Here is a 17,965-nt window from a genome sequence, read left to right on the forward strand (position 1 = left end):
AAAAAGTCCAAGTGGTTTTGGTGTTTCGTCCATAAACCATTGCACCGCTTCGGGCTACTCTCCAACAATCAAGGGAGGATCATGATGCGATCGGAAGATTTCCGGGCCGACACGAAACGGCCGTTCACAGGCGCCGAATATCTCGAAAGCCTGCGCGACGGGCGCGCGGTCTATATCAATGGCGAGCGGGTGGCCGACGTCACCAGCCATCCGGCGATGCGCAACTCGGCGCGCTCGCTGGCACGCCTCTACGACGCGCTCCACGATCCCAACCGACAGGCGGTGCTGACCTCGCCGACCGACACCGGATCGGGCGGCTACACGCACAAATATTTCCGCGTCGCGCATTCGGCCGCCGACCTTGCCCAGCAGCAGACGGCGATCGCCGACTGGTCGCGCATGTCCTATGGCTGGATGGGGCGCACGCCTGACTACAAGGCGGCGCTGATGAACACGCTCGGCGCCAATGCCGAATGGTACGGCCCGTTCAAGGACAATGCGCTGGCCTGGCACAAGCGTGCCCAGGAAGCGGTGCTGTTCATGAACCACGCCATCGTCAACCCGCCGATCGACCGCCACAAGCCGGCCGAGCAGGTGAAGGACGTGTTCGTCCACATCACCAAGGAGAACGATGCCGGCATCTGGGTGTCCGGCGCCAAGGTGGTGGCGACGTCGTCGGCGCTCACGCATTACAATTTCCTGGCGCAGAGCTCGGCGACGGTGACCGAGGACCCGTCGCTGTCGGTGATGTTCATCGTGCCAATGAACGCGCCGGGGATAAAGATGTTCTGCCGCGTCTCCTACGAGCAGACGGCCAACACGGTCGGCCAGCCCTTCGACTATCCGCTGTCGTCGCGCTTCGACGAGAACGACGCGATCCTGGTGCTGGACAACGTCTTCATCCCCTGGGAGGACGTGCTGGTGCTGCGCGACGCGCAGAAGATCCTATCCTTCCATCCGGCGTCCGGCTTCATGCATGGCTACTGCTTCCAAGGCTGCACGCGCTTTGCCGTCAAGCTCGACTTCCTCTGCGGCCTGCTCGCCAAGGCGCTGCGCGCCACCGGCGGCGATGCCTTCCGCGGCAACCAGGCAGCACTCGGCGAGGTGATTGCGCTGCGCCACATGTTCTGGAGTTTTTCCAACGCGATGGCGCACAATCCGATCCCGTGGGCCAGCGGCGCGGTGCTGCCCAATCTCGAAGCGGCGCTCGCCTACCGCACCTTCATGTCGGAGGCCTATCCACGTGTCATCGACACGGTGCGCCGGGTGATCGCCTCGGGGCTGATCTACCTGCCGTCCTCGGCCAAGGATTTCGACAATCCGGAGATCGACCGCTACCTCGCGCAATATGTGCGCGGCTCGAACGACATGGGCCATGTCGAGCGCATTAAGATCATGAAACTGTTGTGGGACGCGACCGGAACCGAATTCGGCGGCCGCCATGCGCTCTACGAGCTCAACTATGCCGGCGCGCCGGAAGAGGTGCGGCTGCAGGTGCTGAAGGGCGCCGAGCGCGGCGGCCGGCTGAAGCAAATGGAGGAACTGGTCGACGCCTGCATGGCCGACTATGACGAAAAGGGCTGGACCGGCGACACCTGGCTGCCGCCGCTCTCGGCCGCGGCAAGCTGAGGAGCCCGGCCATGGAGGCGCAGGTCTCGAGGCTGGAATTCCGGGACGCCATGGCGCGGGTCTGCGCGCCGGTCAACATCGTCACCACGGACGGCCCGGCGGGGCGCGGCGGCTTCACCGCGACCGCCATGTGCAGCGTTTCCGACGATCCGCCGACGCTCTTGGTGTGCATGAACGAACGTTCGACGCAGACCGGCCTGTTCCTCGCCAACCAGCGCTTCTGCGTCAACGTTCTCACCCAGTCGCATATGCATCTGGCGGGAAAGTTCGCCGGCGCGATCCGCGACATGGCCGAGCGCTACAATGCGGCGCGGTGGCAGACCATGCCGTCCGGCATGCCGGCCCTGCTCGACGCCATCGTCAGCTTCGACTGCGAGATCGGCGCGGTGAACAAGGTCGGCACACACAATGTCATGTTCGGCCGCGTCGTCGACATCCGCCATGGCAGCGACGAGGCGGCGCTGCTCTACGTCGGCCGCAACTACATGCAGCCGAGCGCGGTCGGCAGTTTTGGCGGGTGAACGCCGTCAGGTCTGGTTCTCGGACGACTCCGACTGGATCAGGCCCTCGAGCATATCGAGCAGCCGCTCGTGCTGCTCGGCGCCGTAGCGCTGCTCGATCGCCTCGTAGATGGCGATGCGCTCGGGCGCCAGGTCCTCGATCAGCGCCAGGCCGGCCGGGCTGATGGCAAGCAGCGCGCGGCGGCCGTCATCCTTGACCTTGTTGCGGGTGATGAACTCGCGCTCCTCCATCGCCTTGATGATGCGGGTCAGGCTCGGCGGCAGGATCGAGGCGCGGTTGGCGAGCTCGGTCGCTTCCAGCGGACCAGTTTCGGCAAGCACGCGCAGCACGCGCCATTGCTGCTCGGTGATGTCGTGGCGGGCGAGCATCGGCCGGAAATGCGCCATGATCACCTCGCGGGCTCGCAGAAGCGCCATGGGCAAGGAACGGCGGGTGCTGGGCGGTAGCAAGGTCAGGTCTCCGGCAAATCCAGTTCGACTCGCGCATAAGGCTCGGATCGCAGCTATATCCGCGATTTTGCCGGGAGCGGCAATCCCGCCGCCCGGATGCGCGATCCCTATAGAGAACGACGCTTGACATTCGATCGTCAAGATGTAATTCACACGTTAATTAAAAGGTGGAGGAAACCTTTGCCCCATATGGCGATCGAATATTCCGCGAATCTCGACGCGAAGGTCGACATGGGCGCGCTTTGCGAACTCGTCTCGCGCACCATCCTCGAAACCGGCCTGTTCGAGCCGGGCGCGGTCCGGGTGCGCGCCTTCCGCGCCGAGGCTTATGCGATCGCCGACCGCCTGCCCGAGAACGGCTTCATCGACATGAACTTCCGCATCGGCAAAGGCCGCAGCACTGATGAGAAGAAGCGCGCCGGCGAAGCGATCTTCGCCGCGGTGTCCGAGCATCTGGCGTCGTTGCTCACGACACCGCACTTCGCGCTGTCGCTGGAGATCCGCGAAATCGACGCCGAGCTGAGCTGGAAGAAGAACGCCATCCACCCGCGGCTCCGCGGCAAGTGACTGGTGCTAGAGAACAGGAAAGACCCCATGGCGACACTGGACGACAATCTGCGCAAGGCAGAGGCCTATCTGGAGCGCTTCAGGAAGGATGGCGTGCTCAACCAGATCGGCGGCGAGGCGGTGCCTTCCGCCGACGGCTCGACGTATGAGACGATCTCGCCGATCGACCTGAAGCCGATCGCCAGGGTGGCGCGCGGCAAGCCCGCCGACATCGACCGCGCCGCCAAGGCAGCGAAAGCCGCCTTCAAGGAATGGGCGGCGATATCGGGCGACGCCCGCAAGAAGCTGCTGCACAAAATCGCCGACGCCATCGTTGCGCGGGCCGAGGAGATCGCCTTCGTCGAATGCGTGGACACCGGCCAATCGCTGAAGTTCATGGCCAAGGCTGCCCTGCGCGGCGCCGAGAATTTTCGCTTCTATGCCGACCGCGCGCCATTGGCCCGCGACGGCCAGACGATCCGCGCGCCGAACCAGGTCAATATGACGACGCGTGTGCCGATCGGCCCGGTCGGTGTGATCACGCCGTGGAACACGCCGTTCATGCTGTCGACCTGGAAGATCGCGCCGGCGCTCGCCGCCGGCTGCACGATCGTCCACAAGCCGGCCGAACTGTCGCCGCTGACGGCGCGGCTGCTGGTCGAGATCGCCGAGCAGGCCGGCCTGCCCAAAGGCGTGTGGAACCTCGTCAACGGCTTCGGCGAGGACGCCGGCCGGGCGCTGACCGAGCATCCCGACATCAAGGCTATCGGCTTCGTCGGCGAAAGCCGCACCGGCTCGATGATCATGAAGCAGGGCGCCGAGACGCTGAAGCGCGTGCATTTCGAGCTCGGCGGCAAGAACCCGGTGATCGTCTTCGCCGACGCCGATCTCGAACGCGCCGCCGACGCCGCCGTCTTCATGATCTATTCGCTGAACGGCGAGCGCTGCACCTCATCGTCGCGCCTGCTGGTCGAGGAAGGCATCTATGACAAGTTCACCGCGCTTGTCGCGGAGAAGGCGAAGCGTATCAGGATCGGCCATCCGCTCGACCCCGAAACGGTGGTCGGGCCGCTGATCCATCCGGTGCACGAGGAAAAGGTCCTGTCCTACATCGACATCGGCAAGTCGGAAGGCGCGGTCGTCGCCGCCGGCGGCGGCAAGTTCGCCGGGCCGGGCGGCGGCTGCTACGTCAGCCCGACGCTGTTTGTCGGCGCCACCAACAAGATGCGCATCGCCCAGGAAGAGATCTTCGGGCCGGTGCTGACCGCGATCTCGTTCAAGGACGAGGCCGATGCGCTGGCTTTGGCCAACGACACCCAATACGGCCTGACCGGCTACCTCTGGACCTCGGACGTCACCCGCGCCTTCCGCTTCACCGACGCGCTTGAGGCCGGCATGATCTGGGTCAACTCCGAGAATGTGCGCCACCTGCCGACGCCGTTCGGCGGCGCAAAGAGCTCGGGCATCGGCCGCGATGGCGGCGACTGGTCGTTCGATTTCTACATGGAAACCAAGAACATCGCGTTCGCCACGGCGCCGCATTCCATCCAGAAGCTCGGCGGCTGACCGGAGACCCCAAAGATGCCCCTGCCCCAACCCAATCTCTACCCGGAATTCAACATCGTGCGGCTCTCCCATGTCGAGCTCGCCGTCACCGACCTCGCCAAGTCCCGCGCCTTCTATGTCGACACGCTCGGCCTGCAGGTGACCGACGAGACCAGCGACGCGATCTATCTGCGCGCGCTCGAAGAACGTGGCCATCACTGCATCGTGCTCAGGAAGGGCCCGGTCGCGGAAGCGCGCGACCTCGGCTTCAAGCTGTTCTCGGAGGAGGATCTCGACAAGGCCGCGCATTTCTTCAAGGCCAAGGGCCTGCCGGTGGAGTGGGTCGAGCGGCCGTACCAGTCGCGCACCTTCCGCACACGCGATCCGCACGGCATTCCGCTGGAATTCTATTCCAGGATGGAACGGCTGCCGCCGATCCATCAAAAATACGCGCTGTACAAGGGCGTGAAGCCGCTGCGCATCGACCACTTCAACTGCTTTTCGCCGAACGTCGATGAATCGGTGGCGTTCTACAACGAGCTCGGCTTCCGCGTCACCGAATACACCGAGGATGCAGAAACCGGCAGGCTGTGGGCCGCCTGGACGCATCGCAAGGGCGGCGTCCACGACATCGCCTTCACCAACGGCCTCGGGCCGCGGCTGCACCATGTCGCCTTCTGGGTGCCGACGCCGCTCAACATCATCGACCTGCTCGACCTGATGGCGACCACCGGCTGGCTAGCGAACATCGAGCGCGGCCCCGGCCGGCACGGCATCTCCAACGCCTTCTTCCTCTACATCCGCGACCCCGACAACCACCGCATCGAGATCTACTGCTCCGACTACCAGACGGTCGACCCCGATCTCGAGCCGATCAAATGGGACCTCAAGGACCCGCAGCGCCAGACGCTGTGGGGCGCGCCGGCGCCGAGGAGCTGGTTCGAGGAAGGCAGCGTCTTCGCCGGCGTCAAGCCGCGCCCGTCCGACCTGGCGGCGTCGCCGATCGTGGCGCCTTAGTCTCGCGATGACAGCGATCCTTCGCGCCCCCCTCTGTCCTGCCGGACATCTCCCCCACGAGGGGGGAGAGCGGCCATTCACCGGAGTTTCAGCATGAGCGCGGCACGCCTCGCCACCTTCACGGTCGGCGGCAGGACGCGCTACGGCGCGATCACCGGCAAGGGCGTCGTCGATCTCTCGGCGCGCCACGGCCAATGGCCGACGCTGCGCGAGGTGATCGAGGCCGGCGCCTTGCTACGGCTGGCCGAGGAAGCAGATGCTTTCGCACCCGACTTCAAGGTGGAGGACATCGCCTACGAGATCCCGGTCCCTTCGCCGGAAAAGATCATCTGCGTCGGCGTCAACTACCCGGACCGCAACGAGGAGTACAAGGACGGGCAGGCGGCGCCCTCCAACCCGTCGCTGTTCATCCGCTTCCCGCGTTCCTTCGTCGGCCACGGCGCGCCGCTGGTGCGGCCGCCGGAATCGCCGCAGCTCGACTATGAGGGCGAGATCGTCATCGTCATCGGCAAGGCCGGCAGGCGCATCGCCGAAGCCGACGCGCTCGGCCATATCGCCGCGCTTTCGCTATGCAACGAAGGCACGCTCCGCGACTGGGTGCGCCACGCCAAGTTCAACGTCACCCAGGGCAAGAATTTCGACCGCTCCGGTTCGATCGGCCCTTGGCTGGTGCCGTTCACCGACGAGGCGCAGATCGCCGACATCTCGCTCACAACCCGCGTCAATGGCGAGGTGCGACAGCAGGACCGCACCAGCCGCATGATCTTTTCCTTCCGCAAGATCATCGCCTACATCTCGACCTTCACCACGCTGGTGCCAGGCGACGTCATCGTCACCGGCACGCCGACCGGTGCCGGCGCCCGCTTCGACCCGCCGATCTGGCTGAAGCCGGGTGATGTGATCGAGGTCGAGGCCGACGGCATCGGCCTGCTCCGCAATGGCGTCGTCGACGAAGGGACTGACCGATGATGACGGAGGCTGACGTCGAGGACGCGGCGGCAAGGCTGTTCAAGGCCGAGCGCGAGCGCCGGCAGATCAGGCTGCTCAGCCTCGACTTTCCGCAAGCGACGATGGACGACGCCTACCGGGTGCAGGCCGCGTTGGTGAAGAGGAAGGTCGCCGCGGGACTGGCGATCAAGGGTTGGAAGATCGGCCTGACCTCGAAGGCGATGCAGTCGGCGCTCGCGATCGATATCCCGGATTCCGGCATTCTGTTCGACGACATGTTCTTCGACGACGGCGGCATCGTTCCGGCCGACCGCTTCATCCAGCCGCGCATCGAGGCCGAGATTGCCTTCGTCATGAAGGCGCCGCTCGCCGGCCCCGACGTGTCGATCGACGACGTGCTCGCCGCCACCGACCATATCACGCCAGCGCTGGAGATCCTCGACACCCGCATCGAGCGGATGAACAAGGAGACCGGCCGGATCCGCACCTTCTTCGACACCATATCCGACAATGCCGCCAACGCCGGCATCGTCGTCGGCGGCCGCAGCGCCGGCCCGCGCGAGGCCGATCTGCGCTGGATCGGCGCCATCGTGTCGCGCAATGGCGAGGTCGAAGAGACCGGGCTTGGCGCCGGCGTGTTCGACCATCCGGCGAGAGGCATCGCCTGGCTGGCCAACCGGCTGCACCAATACGGCATGCGGATATCCGCCGGAGAGGTGGTGCTGTCCGGCTCCTTCATCCGGCCGGTGGAGTGCCGGAACGGCGACGAGATTGCTGCCGATTTCGGCCCGTACGGAACCATCCGCATCGCCTTCGCCTGACAGCTCATTCGGATAGAAAAAAGGCCGGGCGCGAAAGCGGCCCGGCCAGAAATGAAGGTCAAACCTTCAGAGGGGAACACCGTCCGGCGCAATGGGAGGAGAACGCCGAACGATGTCCTGTATGTGGGCTTTGATCGGCATGTTTGCGACGAACAAAATTCCAAAAACTGGCCAAACAGCGAAAAAATCTCGCTTACTGCGGCTCAACTAGCCGCCGTCTCCAGCAGATCGGCATAGTGACGCCGCGCCACATCCGGATGGGAGCGCAGGCGGCTCTTCAGCACATTGGTTCCGACGTCGCGGAACAGCGGATTGTCTGGATCGCACGCGGGGCCGCGCGCCTCGGCCGCCAGTTCCTCGGGCAGCTCGAGCAGCGGAATCGTCGCATCGAGCCGGGCGCTGAAGAAGAACGGCACCGAGATGCGCTCGACGCCGGGCGGCGGCGTCACCACGCGATGGACAGTTGCCCTGAGATAGCCGTTCGAGGCCAGTTCGAGCAGCTCGCCGATGTTGACCACCAGCGTCTGCGGGATCGGGTCCACATTAACCCAGCCGCCATCGTACTCGACCTGCAGGCCCTTGTTCTCGTCCTGCAGCAAAAGGGTCAGGAAGCCGCCGTCCTTGTGCGCGCCGACGCCCTGGTCGTCGCCGGTGGCGTCGCGACCGGGGTAGCGCACGATCTTCATGCGATGGTTGGGCTCGTCGCGATAGATCGGATCGAAGGCGTCTTCCGGCTGCTCAAGCGAGAGCGCGAAGGCCTTGAGCAGGCGGATCGCCACCTCTGTCGCCTTGGCCTGCCAGGCGAGCAGCGCCGGTCTCAGCTCCGGCAAGGATTGCGGCCACTGGTTCGGCCCCTGCAACCGCGTCCAGGCCGGGACGCCCGGCCCCTGCGGGATCGTCGGGCGCTCGACGCCGATGTCGAGCTGCTCGCGCCAGTCGGCCTTGCCCTTGGTCAGCTCGCCGCCAGCGCGCGTATAGCCGCGGAACTGTGAGGATTTCACCATCTCGATGGCCAGCTTGTCGGCCTCCGGCAAGGCGAAGAACCGGCGCGAGGCGTCGAGCACCTCGGAGATTTCAGAAGCCGATATGCCGTGGCCGGAGAGATAGAAGAAACCGACGTCCCGCGCGGCCGTGCGCAGGTCGAACAGAAAGGTCCACAGTTCCGAGGCGCCCTGGTCGAGACGGTCGAGATCGAGCACGGGGATGATTCTGGCCATGGTCAGGCTCCTTTCGCGGCGCTATGCGACCCCGCCTCACGATGCCATGCGGACCAGTGCCGTCCAAGCAACGCACGATCCAATCTCGGCGCGAACGACGCAAAGCCCGCGCTGCATTCCGCTGCCGACGGGCAAAGAACATCCGTTGCCGGTTTCGGGCGCCCATTCATCAGCGGCGGTCCAGCCTGGCGACCAGCCGGTCGCCCGCCCATTGGATGCCGCAGACAAGGATGATCAGGACGATGACCACGGCGACCATGACGCTGGTCTCGAAGCGCTGGTAGCCGTAGCGGATGGCGAGATCGCCAAGACCGCCGGCGCCGATGGCGCCGGCCATGGCCGAAGCGCCGACCAACGTCACCAGGGTTACCGTGAAGCCGGCGACAATGCCCGGCAACGCCTCCGGCACCAGCACCTCGCGGATGATCGTCCAGCGGTTGCCGCCCATGGCCCGCGCCGCCTCGATCAGGCCGTGGTCCACCTCGCGCAGCGACACTTCGGCGATGCGCGCATAATAGGGCGTGGCGGCGATCGATAGCGGCACGATCGCCGCCCAGGTGCCGATCGAGGTGCCGACGATCAGCCGCGTCACCGGGATCAGCGCCACCAGAAGGATGATGAAAGGAACCGAGCGGAAGCCGTTGATGACCGCCGCGAGCGCGCGGTTCACCCACAGGCTCTCGGCGATGCCACCACGGTCGGTGGCGACCAGCGCCAGGCCGAGCGGCAGACCGAACACCAGCGAGATGAGACCGGAGGCTCCGGTCATCAGGATCGTTTCCCAGATCGAACGGATGAGAAGTTCAAACAGAACCGGCGACATGGCCAAGCACCTCCACCCGCGCATCGCGGGCTTTCAAGAACGCGATGACTTCCGACAGATGTTTTGCATCGTTGCCGGCCACCGCGAGGAACAGCGTGCCGACGGGCTGCTGCTGGACATGGTCGATGCCGCCATGGACGATGCGAAACGGTCCCGGCACGGCAATCGCAAGGTCCGACAGCAGCGGGCCGCGCGCAGCCTCGCCGGCGACATCGATCCTCAGGATCGCCTCGCCGCCGCCCGCCGGGGCGAGCCGGCCGGCGATCTCATGAGGCAGTTGCGGCCGGATGCCGCCGAGCAGGCTCCTGGTGATCTCCGAGCGCGGATCGGCGAAGACCGACCACACCGGCCCCTCCTCGACGATGCGCCCGGCATCGATCACCGCGACGCGGTCGGCGATCGAGCGGATCACCTCCATCTCGTGGGTGATGAGCAGGATGGTGAGGCCGAGCCGCCGGTTGATGTCCTTCAGCAGAGCGAGGATCGAGCGCGTCGTCTCCGGGTCGAGCGCCGAGGTCGCTTCGTCCGACAACAGCAGTGCCGGGCGCGCGGCAAGTGCCCTGGCGATGCCGACACGCTGCTTCTGGCCGCCCGAGAGTGCTGCCGGATAGGCTTTTGCTTTCTCCGACAGGCCGACGAGGTCGAGAAGCTCGGCCGCGCGCGCCAGGCGCTCCGCTTTGGCGCGGCCCTCGATCTTCAGCGGCAGGGCCACATTGTCCTCGACGGTCTTGGCAGAGAGCAGGTTGAAATGCTGGAAGATCATGCCGATGCGGCGCCGCAGCGGCTGCAGTTCGTGCTCGCCAAGCCGGCCGATCTCGCGGCCCTCGATGAAGACCTCGCCGGTATCGGGGCGCTCCAGCCCGTTCAGGCAGCGGATCAGCGTCGACTTGCCGGCACCGCTGCGGCCGATGATGCCGAGGATTTCGCCCTTGCGCACCGTGAGCGAGACGCCGTCGAGTGCCGCCGTCTTGCCAAAGCGGCGCTTGAGATCGACGAGGCGGACGACATCTTCCAGATCCGCGGGATGGCTGTGCGCCGGATCGACCAATTCGGCCGTGACATGTTGGTTCATCTTTGTTTCCGTTTCAGCGATCCGCAAACGCGATGGCGGCCCGCAGTACAGCGGGCCGCCTGCTGCTGCCTGCCAGGCGCCGATCAATAGGCGCTGATGCCGGTGCCCTTGTAGACCTTGTCGAACTCGGCCTTCACCGTTTCGTTCTGGTAGGACGCGACCAGCGTCTTCACCCAGGCTTCGTTCTCATTGCCGGCCTTGACGGCGATGAAGTTGCGGTAGGGATTGTCGGCCACCGGCTCCTGGGCGATGCGGTTGTCGGGACCCAGGCCGCTCTTCAGCGCCCAGTCGGTGTTGACCACGGCGGCGTCGAGGTCCTCGACCGAGCGGCCGACAATGCCGGCATCGAGTTCCTTGATGACGACCTTCTTTGGATTCTCGGCAATGTCGGCGGTGGTCGCCAGGATGCCGGTACCGTCCTTCAGCTTGATCAGGCCTTCGTTCTGCAGCACGTGCAGCGCGCGGCCCTCGTTGGACGGATCGTTGGGCAGGCCGATGACGGCACCTTCCGGCAGGTCGGCGACCTTGTTGTATTTCTTCGAATAGAGGCCGATCGGCCAGACGCCGGTATAGCCGACGGGGACGATGTGATAGCCTTGCGTCTTGATCTGGTTGTCGAGATAGGGCTTGTGCTGGAAGGCGTTGGCGTCGATCTCGCCGCGCTCGAGCGCTTCATTGGGCTGGGTGTAGTCGTTGAAGACGACGGTCTCGATCGTCAGCCCCTTTTCGGCAGCCTGGGCGACGACGACGCGCCAGACATCCTCGTCCTCGCCACTGATGATGCCGACCTTGATAGCCTTCTTGTCCTCAGCGAAGGAGGGCGTCGGCGCAGCGAGCCCGACAACGGCAAGCGCTGTAGCAAGAAGCGCTGCAAGTCCGGCGCGCCTGGTGATTGACGTAGCGAGAGATTTTGAAGCGTTGCCGTGATCGGACATGGTTGTTTCCTTGCAATCCTGAAATCGTATCGGCCAGGCGGGATGCGAAGCCTTGATGACAGGATCGGCAATGCTGCGCGTCCGATCAAAGAACTGCTTTTCTTCTCCACAACCAGGCAGGAAATATTCTCTCAAAGATCTTACGACAGTGAGCACGCCTGTCAGAGACCGCCGCGATGCGGACGGTGAGCGAAAGGCGCCGCTCGGAATCGGCGGCGCCCGTCTGTGCCCGGAGCAACCGCGGTCAGAACGTCTCGACCCAGGGCCTTAGCTCGACCTCGAAACTCCAGGCGCTGCGGTGCTGGCGGTGGACGGCCAGATAGGTCTCGGCGATAGCGTCGGGCGACAGCCTGCGGTCAGGCCGCTCCGGCTCGGCGGCCTGGCCGGGCGGCTCGATCTGACCGTCGATGATGAAATGCGCGACGTGGATGTTCTTCGGAAACAACTCGCGCGCCATCGACTGCGCCAGGCCACGCAGGCCGAATTTCGGCATGGCGAAGCCGGCCGAACCGGAAAAGCCCTTGAGGCTTGCCGTGGCGCCGGTGAACAGGATCGAGCCGGAGCCGCGCGCCAGCAGCCGCCGCGCCGCCTGCTGGCCGACGAGGAAGCCGCCATAGGCGCCGACCAGCAATGCCTGTTTGACCGCGTCCGGGTCGAGCTCGGCGATCGGTCCGCGCGTGCGCCCGCTGGCGTTGAAGACCGCAAGCTCGAGCGCGCCAGCCTTGTCGGCCGCCTCGAACAGCCGGGCGACGGAGGCGGCATCCGACACATCCGTTTCCACCGCCTGCGCGCCGGTCTCGCCAGCAAGGGCCGCAAGCTTGTCGACATTGCGGGCGGCAAGGACGATGCGGAAACCTTCCTTGCTGAGAAGCCGCGCCAACGATGCGCTGAGGCCAGCACCAGCGCCTGCGATCACTGCGACATTGGCCGCCATCTCGGTTCCTCCCTACGTGCGATGCCGATGGTCACAGGCTCGCGCCTTCCGCGACAAGAGGCAAGAACGGTGTTGCTCCATTTTCGCCGTTCGGCGCAAAAGGCCGCCGACATTTGCGATGATTTGCTGGCTATCGCGAAAGGCTTGCCTGCAGGACCGATCCGTCCGACACGTGGTTCAATGGCGATTCGAGGAGCGACCATGGAACCAATCTGGGCCGTCGGCCTGATGACCGGCACCGTGCTTGACGGCAATATCGACGTCGCGCTGATCAAGACCGACGGCGAGCGCATGGCCGACTTCGGCACCTACACGCTGGCCCCCTACCCGCAATCGATCCGCAGCCTTTTGGAGGAGACGCTGCGCCAGGCGCGCGCCTGGAATTTTGACGGACCGGAGCCGGCGATCTTCGGCGAAGCCGAGGAAGCGCTGACGCGTGCCCAGTCGACGGCGGTCAAGGAGCTCGTGGAAGGCCACGGCATGACGGTGGCCGATATCGGCGTCGTCGGCTTCCACGGCCAGACTGTCCTGCACCGCGCGCCGCAACCGGGGCGGATCGGCCGCACCCGTCAGCTCGGCGACGGCGAATTGATGGCCGCCATTCTCGGCACCAAGGTCGCCTATGACTTCCGCTCGGCCGACGTCGCCGCCGGCGGCCAAGGCGCGCCGCTCGCCGCCGCCTATCACGCGGCGCTGCTCAGGGAGGCCGACGCCAGCGGCGACACCGCAGTGCTCAATCTCGGCGGCGTCGGAAACATCACCTGGTGGGACGGCAAGAACAACATCGTCGCCTTCGACACCGGGCCAGCCAATGCGCCGGTCAACGATTTCATCAAGGCGAAGGGGCTCGGCGAGATGGACCGCGACGGCAGGCTGGCGGCCGCCGGTGCGGTCGACGAGGAGCGGCTCGCGCGGCTGCTTCAGCATCCGTATCTGACAAAACCCTACCCCAAATCGCTCGACCGTTTCGACTTCACAGCCGCGATGGCCGACGGGCTGGGAAGCGAGGACGGCGCGGCCACGCTGACCGCGTTCACCACCGCGGCCGTCGGCAAGGCGCTTGATCTGCTGCCGCGCCGGCCGAAGCGCCTCGCGGTCAGCGGCGGCGGCCGCCACAACCCGACGATGATGGCAATGCTCGCCAGCCGCGCCGGTGTCGAAGTCGTGCAGGCCGAGACGCTCGGCTGGAAGGGCGATGCGGTCGAGGCGGAATGTTTCGCGTTCCTGGCGGTGCGCGTGCTGCGCGGCCTGCCGATCAGCTTTCCGAGCACGACAGGCGTGCCGCAACCGATGCTCGGCGGGAAACTCGCCGGTTGATCAGAGGGCGAGCAGCCTCTTCTGCAGGAAGATGCGGCTGCGGCCGATGGGAAAGTCCGGCAGCGCGCCGAACGGCTGGTAGCCCTGGCGCTCATAGGCCTTGACCGCTTTCGGGCTGAAAGTGTCGATCCAGGCGCCGTGGCAGCCGCGCGCAACAGCCTCCCGCTCCGCGGCTTCAAGCATGGTTCCGGCCATATGCTGGCCGCGCAGCGGCTCGTCGACCCAGAGCCACTGCACGAACAGCCAGCCCCAGGCGGTGTAGCCGGAAATGCCGGCGACCACCTTGCCCCGCTCATCTCGCACGAAGACAGCGAGCGGCTTCCTGCCGGAGGCGCCGACATCGCCGTCGTTGAAGGCGGTGAGCTGTTCGCCGAGAAAGGCGAGCTCCTGCGGCGAGGGATCGGCGGTGGTCTCAAGCGTCGTCTTCATGGCGGCTCGGCTCGGTTGTCGGCCAAGCTTTATCCACGCAAGTGATAAGGACGCAAGGTCCACCGCGCCCCGGCGCCAATCCCGATTTTCGGATCGAGACAGACGCCGGAGCAGGGGCCAGCTTTGCTACTGCAGCTTGGCCTGCAGCGCGTTGACGTCGTCGGTGGTCATCTCGCCGTCCGTTGTCACCTTGCCGTCGACGATCTTCCACAGCCGGAACGGGCCAGTGATGTCGCCATACTTGTCAAAGGCGACGGGACCGATGACGCCTTCGTAGCGGATCGGCTTGCCGTCCTTGATCAGGCCGAGCGCCTTGACGAACTCTTCCTTGCCGGCATAGATCGGCGTCCCGGCCGGATCGACCGCCTTGTACATTGCATCCTTGATCTTGGCCGGATCCTCGGAGCCGGCGATGGCGATCGCCAGCCCGACGATGGCGCCGGCGTCGTAGGAGCGATCGGCCGCCGGGTTCGACGGCTCGATGCCAGAGAATTCCTTGTAGTTCTTGTTGAAATAGTCGGTCGATGCGGTCGGGCTGGTGCCGGACGACGTGCCATAGGCATCCTTCAGATAGTCGGCGCCGACGGAGTCGATGAAGTCGGGGCTGTTCATGCCGTCATTGAGCAGGAACTTCTGCACACCGCCCTGCGAGATCCAGGTGCGGGCGATGGTGGCGCCGTCGACGGGCGTGCTGACGAGGTAGAGTCCGTCCGGCTCGCCACCCATGGCCGCCGTAACTTCCGAGGCATAGCTCGACTGCTTCTCGTTGTAGGGCGTGTCGGAAACGATGGTGCCGCCGAGCGCTTTGTAGGCGCGCGAGAATTCCGCCACCATGTTGACGCCGAAGTCGTTGTTGACGTGGATGATCGACAGCTTCTTGAAGCCCTTGTCGATGGCATATTTGGCGGCGGCGACGCCCTGCAGCGCATCCGAGGTGATGGTGCGGAAGAAGATGCCGTTGGTCTTGCCGTCCCGCCCCAGCGCCGTCAGCGTCGGCGAGGACGAAGCCGGCGAGACCTGGACGATCTTGGCCGGTGCCGTGACCGAGGTCAGTATCGGGATCGACACCGACGAGATGATGCCGCCGATGATCACCGGCACCTTCTTGACCTGGACGAGCTGGGTCGCGGCATCGACGGCGATGTTGCCCTGGCTCTGGCTGTCGCGGGTGTCGGTGGCGAGGTCGCAGCCGCGCACGCCGCCGGCGTCGTTGATGTCGCGGAAGGCCATCTCAACCGACTTGGCGCCCGCCTGGCCGTATTCGCCGGCCGGGCCGGTGAGTTCCATGACCAGGCCGACGGTGATCTTGCAGTCGGCCGCGTGAGCGGCGCTCGCCGCCATCAGCAGGCCGAGCGCGGTGGTGATCTGGAAAATTGTCTTTCTCATTGCTGTTCCCCTTTCGTTACTCGACTCTTGTTTTCACACTTTGCCTGTTCAGCCTCCCGGCATCTGCAGCCAGGTTTCATGCAGATGCCGCCATTCGACGCCGTTGGGCGCTGATGAATTGGTGGTGAAGACGGCGCTGGAGCGCCGCCGGCTCGCCTGGCCAGCGCGTTGCTGTGCCTCGACATAGGTGAGGACAATGACGCCGCCGGCCTGCCATGCCGGCCGGATGTCCTCGATCGCAATGGCGAAGTCGCCGTCGAGGGTTGCGCGACCCGCCTTGACATAGCCAAGCACTGCGTCGCGATCGAGCAGTTGGCCGCTTGGCACGACCATCGTGAAGCCCTCGCCCATGACGCTTTCGAAGCGGCCGAAATCGGCTTTGTCGCAACGTTGCTTGTCGAACCAGTCGACGAAGAAGCGGTGCAGGTCGACCACCTCGGCGCTGGCGCGGAACAACAGCGAAGCGTCCATGGCCGCGCTCATACCCGGCCTGCGTTCAGATTGTAGTGCATGATCGAGCCGTGGCGGCCGTGGCGGTCGCGCTCCAGCGTGTAGACGTCGCCCTCGAGGCCGGGGCCCTCACCGATCACGGCGGTGATCGCGGTCTTGTCATCCGGTGTCAGCGCGACGTCCATGATGCGGGCGTTGGCGAGCGCATGCGCCTGGTTGCGGGCGCCGACGATGACCGCTGCGACCTGCGGCTGTTCCAGCACCCAGGCGCTGGCGACGGTGGCGATGTCGACGCCATGGCGATCGCCGACCGCCTTCAAGGTCCTGAGCAGAAGCTGGAAAAGCTCCCAGCCGCCGAAATCGTCGATGATCAGCTTGTATTTAACCAGCGAGCGGTTCTCGAGCGGCGTGGCTGGCTCGGCAACACCCAGCCATCTCTCGCTGAGGAAGCCGCCCGCCACCGATCCGTAGCAGAGGAACCGCATGCCATGCTCCCTAGCCAACGCAGCAAGGCTGCCTGCCGGGCGTTGGTCGAGGACCGAATACTGCAGCTGCTGGCTGACCACGGGCACGCCGGCCGCCAGGATTTCGCCGAGGCGCTCGGTGTCGAAATTGGTGGTGCCGACGTTGCGCACCTTGCCTTCAAGGCGAAGCTCGTCGAGCCAGCCCATCGCGTCGACATAGCCAGCTATCGCATAGTCCCACCAGTGGAACTGGACGAGGTCGAGCCGCTCGGTCTTCAGCCGCCGCAGCGACTGGTCGACGATGCCCCTGACATAGTCGCGGCTGATGCCGGCAAGCCTTTCGAGGTCCGGCACCAGCTTGGTGTGCACCTTCATCCTGGCGGCGGCATCGAGGCCGCGTTCGTGGGCAAGCCGAAGGCGGGCGGCGCCGATCAGCTCCTCGACGCCGGTGTAGATGTCGGCGCAGTCATAGGTGAAGATGCCGGCATCGAAGGTGGCGATCAGGTCTGTGACCGCCTGCTCGCGGTCGATCGCGCCATGGCCGCCGGCAAGCTGCCAGCCACCTCGGATGACGCGCGAGATTGTATAGCCGGAGCTGAGTTCGATGGCCGTCATTTCTCGTCACCTTCCACCGGCAGCGGCACGGCCGTGGTCTCGGCATGGCTGAAGCGCCGCTTGCCCGTTCTCACGATCCGAAGCCGGCTGGCACAATTCGGATCGGGACAAGCGATCTCGGCGTCCGAGGTCATCCAGTCGTTCGGGTGGGTCGGCCGCTGCTTTGCCGCGAGCAGCGGCAGCACGGCGGCGATGGAATAGATCGAGAAACCCTGCCCCGCCGGCAGGGACAACATCTCGCCTCTGAGCTCGAAATGATCGCCCGCCTTGGCGCCGCAATAGATCGGCTTGCCCTCGGGAATGACCACCTCGACGCGGAGGTCGAAGAGTTCGAAACTGTCGTCGGCCATTCAGACCTCCACCAGGCTGAAGGTGACATCGCAGGCGCCGTTGCGGCGGATGATGCCGCAAGCGGCGGCGAATTGATCGCGCTCTTCGGGGCGCACCTGCGCCACCACGCTGCCGGCCAGCCAGCCGATCGGGAACAGCAGGCGCGCGCCCGGACCGTAGTATAGGCCGATGTCGAAGATCGCATTCGGATTGCCGCCCCACATGCGCGGCGGCACATAGGAGAGCACGATGTCGCCCGGCTGAGGCGTCAGCGTTGCATTCTCGGCCGGCAGTGGCCTGGCATAGGCCTGGCCGTCCAGATGCGCTGACGGAACCGGGCAGGAAATCTCAGGGCCGGTCCACATGGCATGGATGCCGGCAACGACGCGCGGCTTGTCGAGATATGCCAGCACAAAGGCAGCGTTGTCGGGCGCCTTCTCCGGCAGCAGCAGCGCCGTCACGGAAAGCTTCGAGCGCGGCTCGGTGATCCTGATGGCGGGCTTCGTCATATCGGCA

Annotated in this window: 20 protein-coding genes; 8 read left to right on the plus strand and 12 right to left on the minus strand. The window is 65.5% G+C overall.

Features of this window, described 5'->3' with window-relative positions; genetic code table 11:
• The first annotated feature begins 84 nt into the window (after positions 1-84).
• Both JG743_RS26485 and JG743_RS26490 read left to right on the plus strand, forming a co-directional pair.
• The gene (locus JG743_RS26485) at positions 85-1,629 is read left to right on the plus strand and encodes a 4-hydroxyphenylacetate 3-hydroxylase N-terminal domain-containing protein (protein WP_202302979.1); all 1,545 of its coding nucleotides are present in this window, start codon (positions 85-87) and stop codon (positions 1,627-1,629) included.
• Positions 1,630-1,640: 11 nt separating this feature from the next.
• Positions 1,641-2,150 (plus strand): flavin reductase, encoded by a 510-nt coding sequence (locus tag JG743_RS26490; RefSeq protein WP_202294304.1) that lies wholly within the window; start codon positions 1,641-1,643, stop codon positions 2,148-2,150.
• 6 nt (positions 2,151-2,156) lie between these two features.
• On the opposite strand, the gene hpaR is transcribed toward JG743_RS26490, so the two are convergent.
• Complete coding sequence (gene hpaR, locus JG743_RS26495; protein ID WP_244672915.1) at positions 2,157-2,567, minus strand: homoprotocatechuate degradation operon regulator HpaR; 411 nt, start codon at positions 2,565-2,567, stop codon at positions 2,157-2,159.
• 213 nt (positions 2,568-2,780) lie between these two features.
• Here hpaR and JG743_RS26500 point away from each other — a divergent pair, with 213 nt between their 5' ends.
• From JG743_RS26500 to hpaH, 5 genes are all read left to right on the plus strand, one after another.
• A complete protein-coding gene (locus JG743_RS26500; RefSeq protein WP_202294307.1) occupies positions 2,781-3,167 on the plus strand; it encodes a 5-carboxymethyl-2-hydroxymuconate Delta-isomerase in 387 nt (128 codons plus the stop codon).
• Positions 3,168-3,194: 27 nt separating this feature from the next.
• On the plus strand, positions 3,195-4,712 hold the full coding sequence (hpaE, locus tag JG743_RS26505) for a 5-carboxymethyl-2-hydroxymuconate semialdehyde dehydrogenase (protein ID WP_202294310.1): 1,518 nt from the start codon (positions 3,195-3,197) through the stop codon (positions 4,710-4,712).
• A gap of 15 nt (positions 4,713-4,727) precedes the next feature.
• Positions 4,728-5,708, plus strand: coding sequence for a 3,4-dihydroxyphenylacetate 2,3-dioxygenase (hpaD, locus tag JG743_RS26510; RefSeq protein WP_202294313.1), 981 nt, complete (start codon positions 4,728-4,730; stop codon positions 5,706-5,708).
• Between the two features lie 93 nt (positions 5,709-5,801).
• Positions 5,802-6,677, plus strand: a complete 876-nt coding sequence (locus tag JG743_RS26515) for a fumarylacetoacetate hydrolase family protein (RefSeq protein ID WP_202294316.1) — start codon at positions 5,802-5,804, stop codon at positions 6,675-6,677.
• The gene (gene hpaH / locus JG743_RS26520; protein ID WP_202294319.1) at positions 6,674-7,477 is read left to right on the plus strand and encodes a 2-oxo-hept-4-ene-1,7-dioate hydratase; all 804 of its coding nucleotides are present in this window, start codon (positions 6,674-6,676) and stop codon (positions 7,475-7,477) included. The genes JG743_RS26515 and hpaH overlap by 4 nt, the downstream gene beginning before the upstream one ends.
• A gap of 203 nt (positions 7,478-7,680) precedes the next feature.
• On the opposite strand, the gene JG743_RS26525 is transcribed toward hpaH, so the two are convergent.
• The 5 genes from JG743_RS26525 to JG743_RS26545 form a co-directional block, all read right to left on the minus strand.
• The gene (locus tag JG743_RS26525) at positions 7,681-8,694 is read right to left on the minus strand and encodes an isopenicillin N synthase family dioxygenase (protein WP_202294322.1); all 1,014 of its coding nucleotides are present in this window, start codon (positions 8,692-8,694) and stop codon (positions 7,681-7,683) included.
• 169 nt (positions 8,695-8,863) lie between these two features.
• Entirely contained in the window at positions 8,864-9,517 is a 654-nt protein-coding gene (locus JG743_RS26530; protein WP_202294325.1) for a methionine ABC transporter permease, read from the minus strand.
• Positions 9,498-10,589, minus strand: a complete 1,092-nt coding sequence (locus tag JG743_RS26535) for a methionine ABC transporter ATP-binding protein (RefSeq protein ID WP_202294328.1) — start codon at positions 10,587-10,589, stop codon at positions 9,498-9,500. The genes JG743_RS26530 and JG743_RS26535 overlap by 20 nt, the downstream gene beginning before the upstream one ends.
• A gap of 83 nt (positions 10,590-10,672) precedes the next feature.
• The gene (locus tag JG743_RS26540) at positions 10,673-11,524 is read right to left on the minus strand and encodes a MetQ/NlpA family lipoprotein (protein WP_202294331.1); all 852 of its coding nucleotides are present in this window, start codon (positions 11,522-11,524) and stop codon (positions 10,673-10,675) included.
• A gap of 244 nt (positions 11,525-11,768) precedes the next feature.
• Complete coding sequence (locus JG743_RS26545; RefSeq protein WP_202294334.1) at positions 11,769-12,458, minus strand: SDR family NAD(P)-dependent oxidoreductase; 690 nt, start codon at positions 12,456-12,458, stop codon at positions 11,769-11,771.
• 201 nt (positions 12,459-12,659) lie between these two features.
• Here JG743_RS26545 and JG743_RS26550 point away from each other — a divergent pair, with 201 nt between their 5' ends.
• On the plus strand, positions 12,660-13,775 hold the full coding sequence (locus JG743_RS26550) for an anhydro-N-acetylmuramic acid kinase (protein WP_202294337.1): 1,116 nt from the start codon (positions 12,660-12,662) through the stop codon (positions 13,773-13,775).
• Here JG743_RS26550 and JG743_RS26555 read toward each other — a convergent pair whose 3' ends face one another.
• From JG743_RS26555 to JG743_RS26580, 6 genes are all read right to left on the minus strand, one after another.
• On the minus strand, positions 13,776-14,204 hold the full coding sequence (locus JG743_RS26555; protein WP_202294340.1) for a GNAT family N-acetyltransferase: 429 nt from the start codon (positions 14,202-14,204) through the stop codon (positions 13,776-13,778).
• A 126-nt stretch (positions 14,205-14,330) separates the two neighbouring features.
• Complete coding sequence (locus JG743_RS26560) at positions 14,331-15,590, minus strand: ABC transporter substrate-binding protein (RefSeq protein ID WP_202294343.1); 1,260 nt, start codon at positions 15,588-15,590, stop codon at positions 14,331-14,333.
• Positions 15,591-15,638: 48 nt separating this feature from the next.
• A complete protein-coding gene (locus tag JG743_RS26565) occupies positions 15,639-16,061 on the minus strand; it encodes a DUF4440 domain-containing protein (RefSeq protein WP_202302983.1) in 423 nt (140 codons plus the stop codon).
• Between the two features lie 8 nt (positions 16,062-16,069).
• Complete coding sequence (locus JG743_RS26570; protein WP_202294346.1) at positions 16,070-17,119, minus strand: aldo/keto reductase; 1,050 nt, start codon at positions 17,117-17,119, stop codon at positions 16,070-16,072.
• The gene (locus JG743_RS26575; RefSeq protein WP_202294349.1) at positions 17,116-17,469 is read right to left on the minus strand and encodes a TIGR04076 family protein; all 354 of its coding nucleotides are present in this window, start codon (positions 17,467-17,469) and stop codon (positions 17,116-17,118) included. Before JG743_RS26575 ends, JG743_RS26570 begins: the two co-directional genes overlap by 4 nt.
• Positions 17,470-17,958, minus strand: a complete 489-nt coding sequence (locus JG743_RS26580) for a DUF3830 family protein (protein ID WP_202294352.1) — start codon at positions 17,956-17,958, stop codon at positions 17,470-17,472.
• Positions 17,959-17,965: the final 7 nt, after the last annotated feature.

Origin of the sequence: Mesorhizobium sp. 131-2-1, assembly GCF_016756535.1 — a bacterium.
Lineage (GTDB): Bacteria > Pseudomonadota > Alphaproteobacteria > Rhizobiales > Rhizobiaceae > Mesorhizobium.

Coding starts and splice junctions, on each gene's coding strand:
- JG743_RS26515 (WP_202294316.1), top strand. CDS start 5,802: ATGAGCGCGGCACGCCTCGCCACCTTCACGGTCGGCGGCAGGACGCGC.
- JG743_RS26560 (WP_202294343.1), bottom strand. CDS start 15,590: ATGAGAAAGACAATTTTCCAGATCACCACCGCGCTCGGCCTGCTGATG.
- JG743_RS26535 (WP_202294328.1), bottom strand. CDS start 10,589: ATGAACCAACATGTCACGGCCGAATTGGTCGATCCGGCGCACAGCCAT.
- JG743_RS26565 (WP_202302983.1), bottom strand. CDS start 16,061: ATGGACGCTTCGCTGTTGTTCCGCGCCAGCGCCGAGGTGGTCGACCTG.
- JG743_RS26570 (WP_202294346.1), bottom strand. CDS start 17,119: ATGACGGCCATCGAACTCAGCTCCGGCTATACAATCTCGCGCGTCATC.
- hpaE (WP_202294310.1), top strand. CDS start 3,195: ATGGCGACACTGGACGACAATCTGCGCAAGGCAGAGGCCTATCTGGAG.
- JG743_RS26550 (WP_202294337.1), top strand. CDS start 12,660: ATGGAACCAATCTGGGCCGTCGGCCTGATGACCGGCACCGTGCTTGAC.
- hpaH (WP_202294319.1), top strand. CDS start 6,674: ATGATGACGGAGGCTGACGTCGAGGACGCGGCGGCAAGGCTGTTCAAG.
- JG743_RS26525 (WP_202294322.1), bottom strand. CDS start 8,694: ATGGCCAGAATCATCCCCGTGCTCGATCTCGACCGTCTCGACCAGGGC.
- JG743_RS26485 (WP_202302979.1), top strand. CDS start 85: ATGCGATCGGAAGATTTCCGGGCCGACACGAAACGGCCGTTCACAGGC.
- JG743_RS26580 (WP_202294352.1), bottom strand. CDS start 17,958: ATGACGAAGCCCGCCATCAGGATCACCGAGCCGCGCTCGAAGCTTTCC.
- hpaR (WP_244672915.1), bottom strand. CDS start 2,567: ATGGCGCTTCTGCGAGCCCGCGAGGTGATCATGGCGCATTTCCGGCCG.
- JG743_RS26545 (WP_202294334.1), bottom strand. CDS start 12,458: ATGGCGGCCAATGTCGCAGTGATCGCAGGCGCTGGTGCTGGCCTCAGC.
- JG743_RS26490 (WP_202294304.1), top strand. CDS start 1,641: ATGGAGGCGCAGGTCTCGAGGCTGGAATTCCGGGACGCCATGGCGCGG.
- hpaD (WP_202294313.1), top strand. CDS start 4,728: ATGCCCCTGCCCCAACCCAATCTCTACCCGGAATTCAACATCGTGCGG.
- JG743_RS26575 (WP_202294349.1), bottom strand. CDS start 17,469: ATGGCCGACGACAGTTTCGAACTCTTCGACCTCCGCGTCGAGGTGGTC.
- JG743_RS26530 (WP_202294325.1), bottom strand. CDS start 9,517: ATGTCGCCGGTTCTGTTTGAACTTCTCATCCGTTCGATCTGGGAAACG.
- JG743_RS26555 (WP_202294340.1), bottom strand. CDS start 14,204: ATGAAGACGACGCTTGAGACCACCGCCGATCCCTCGCCGCAGGAGCTC.
- JG743_RS26540 (WP_202294331.1), bottom strand. CDS start 11,524: ATGTCCGATCACGGCAACGCTTCAAAATCTCTCGCTACGTCAATCACC.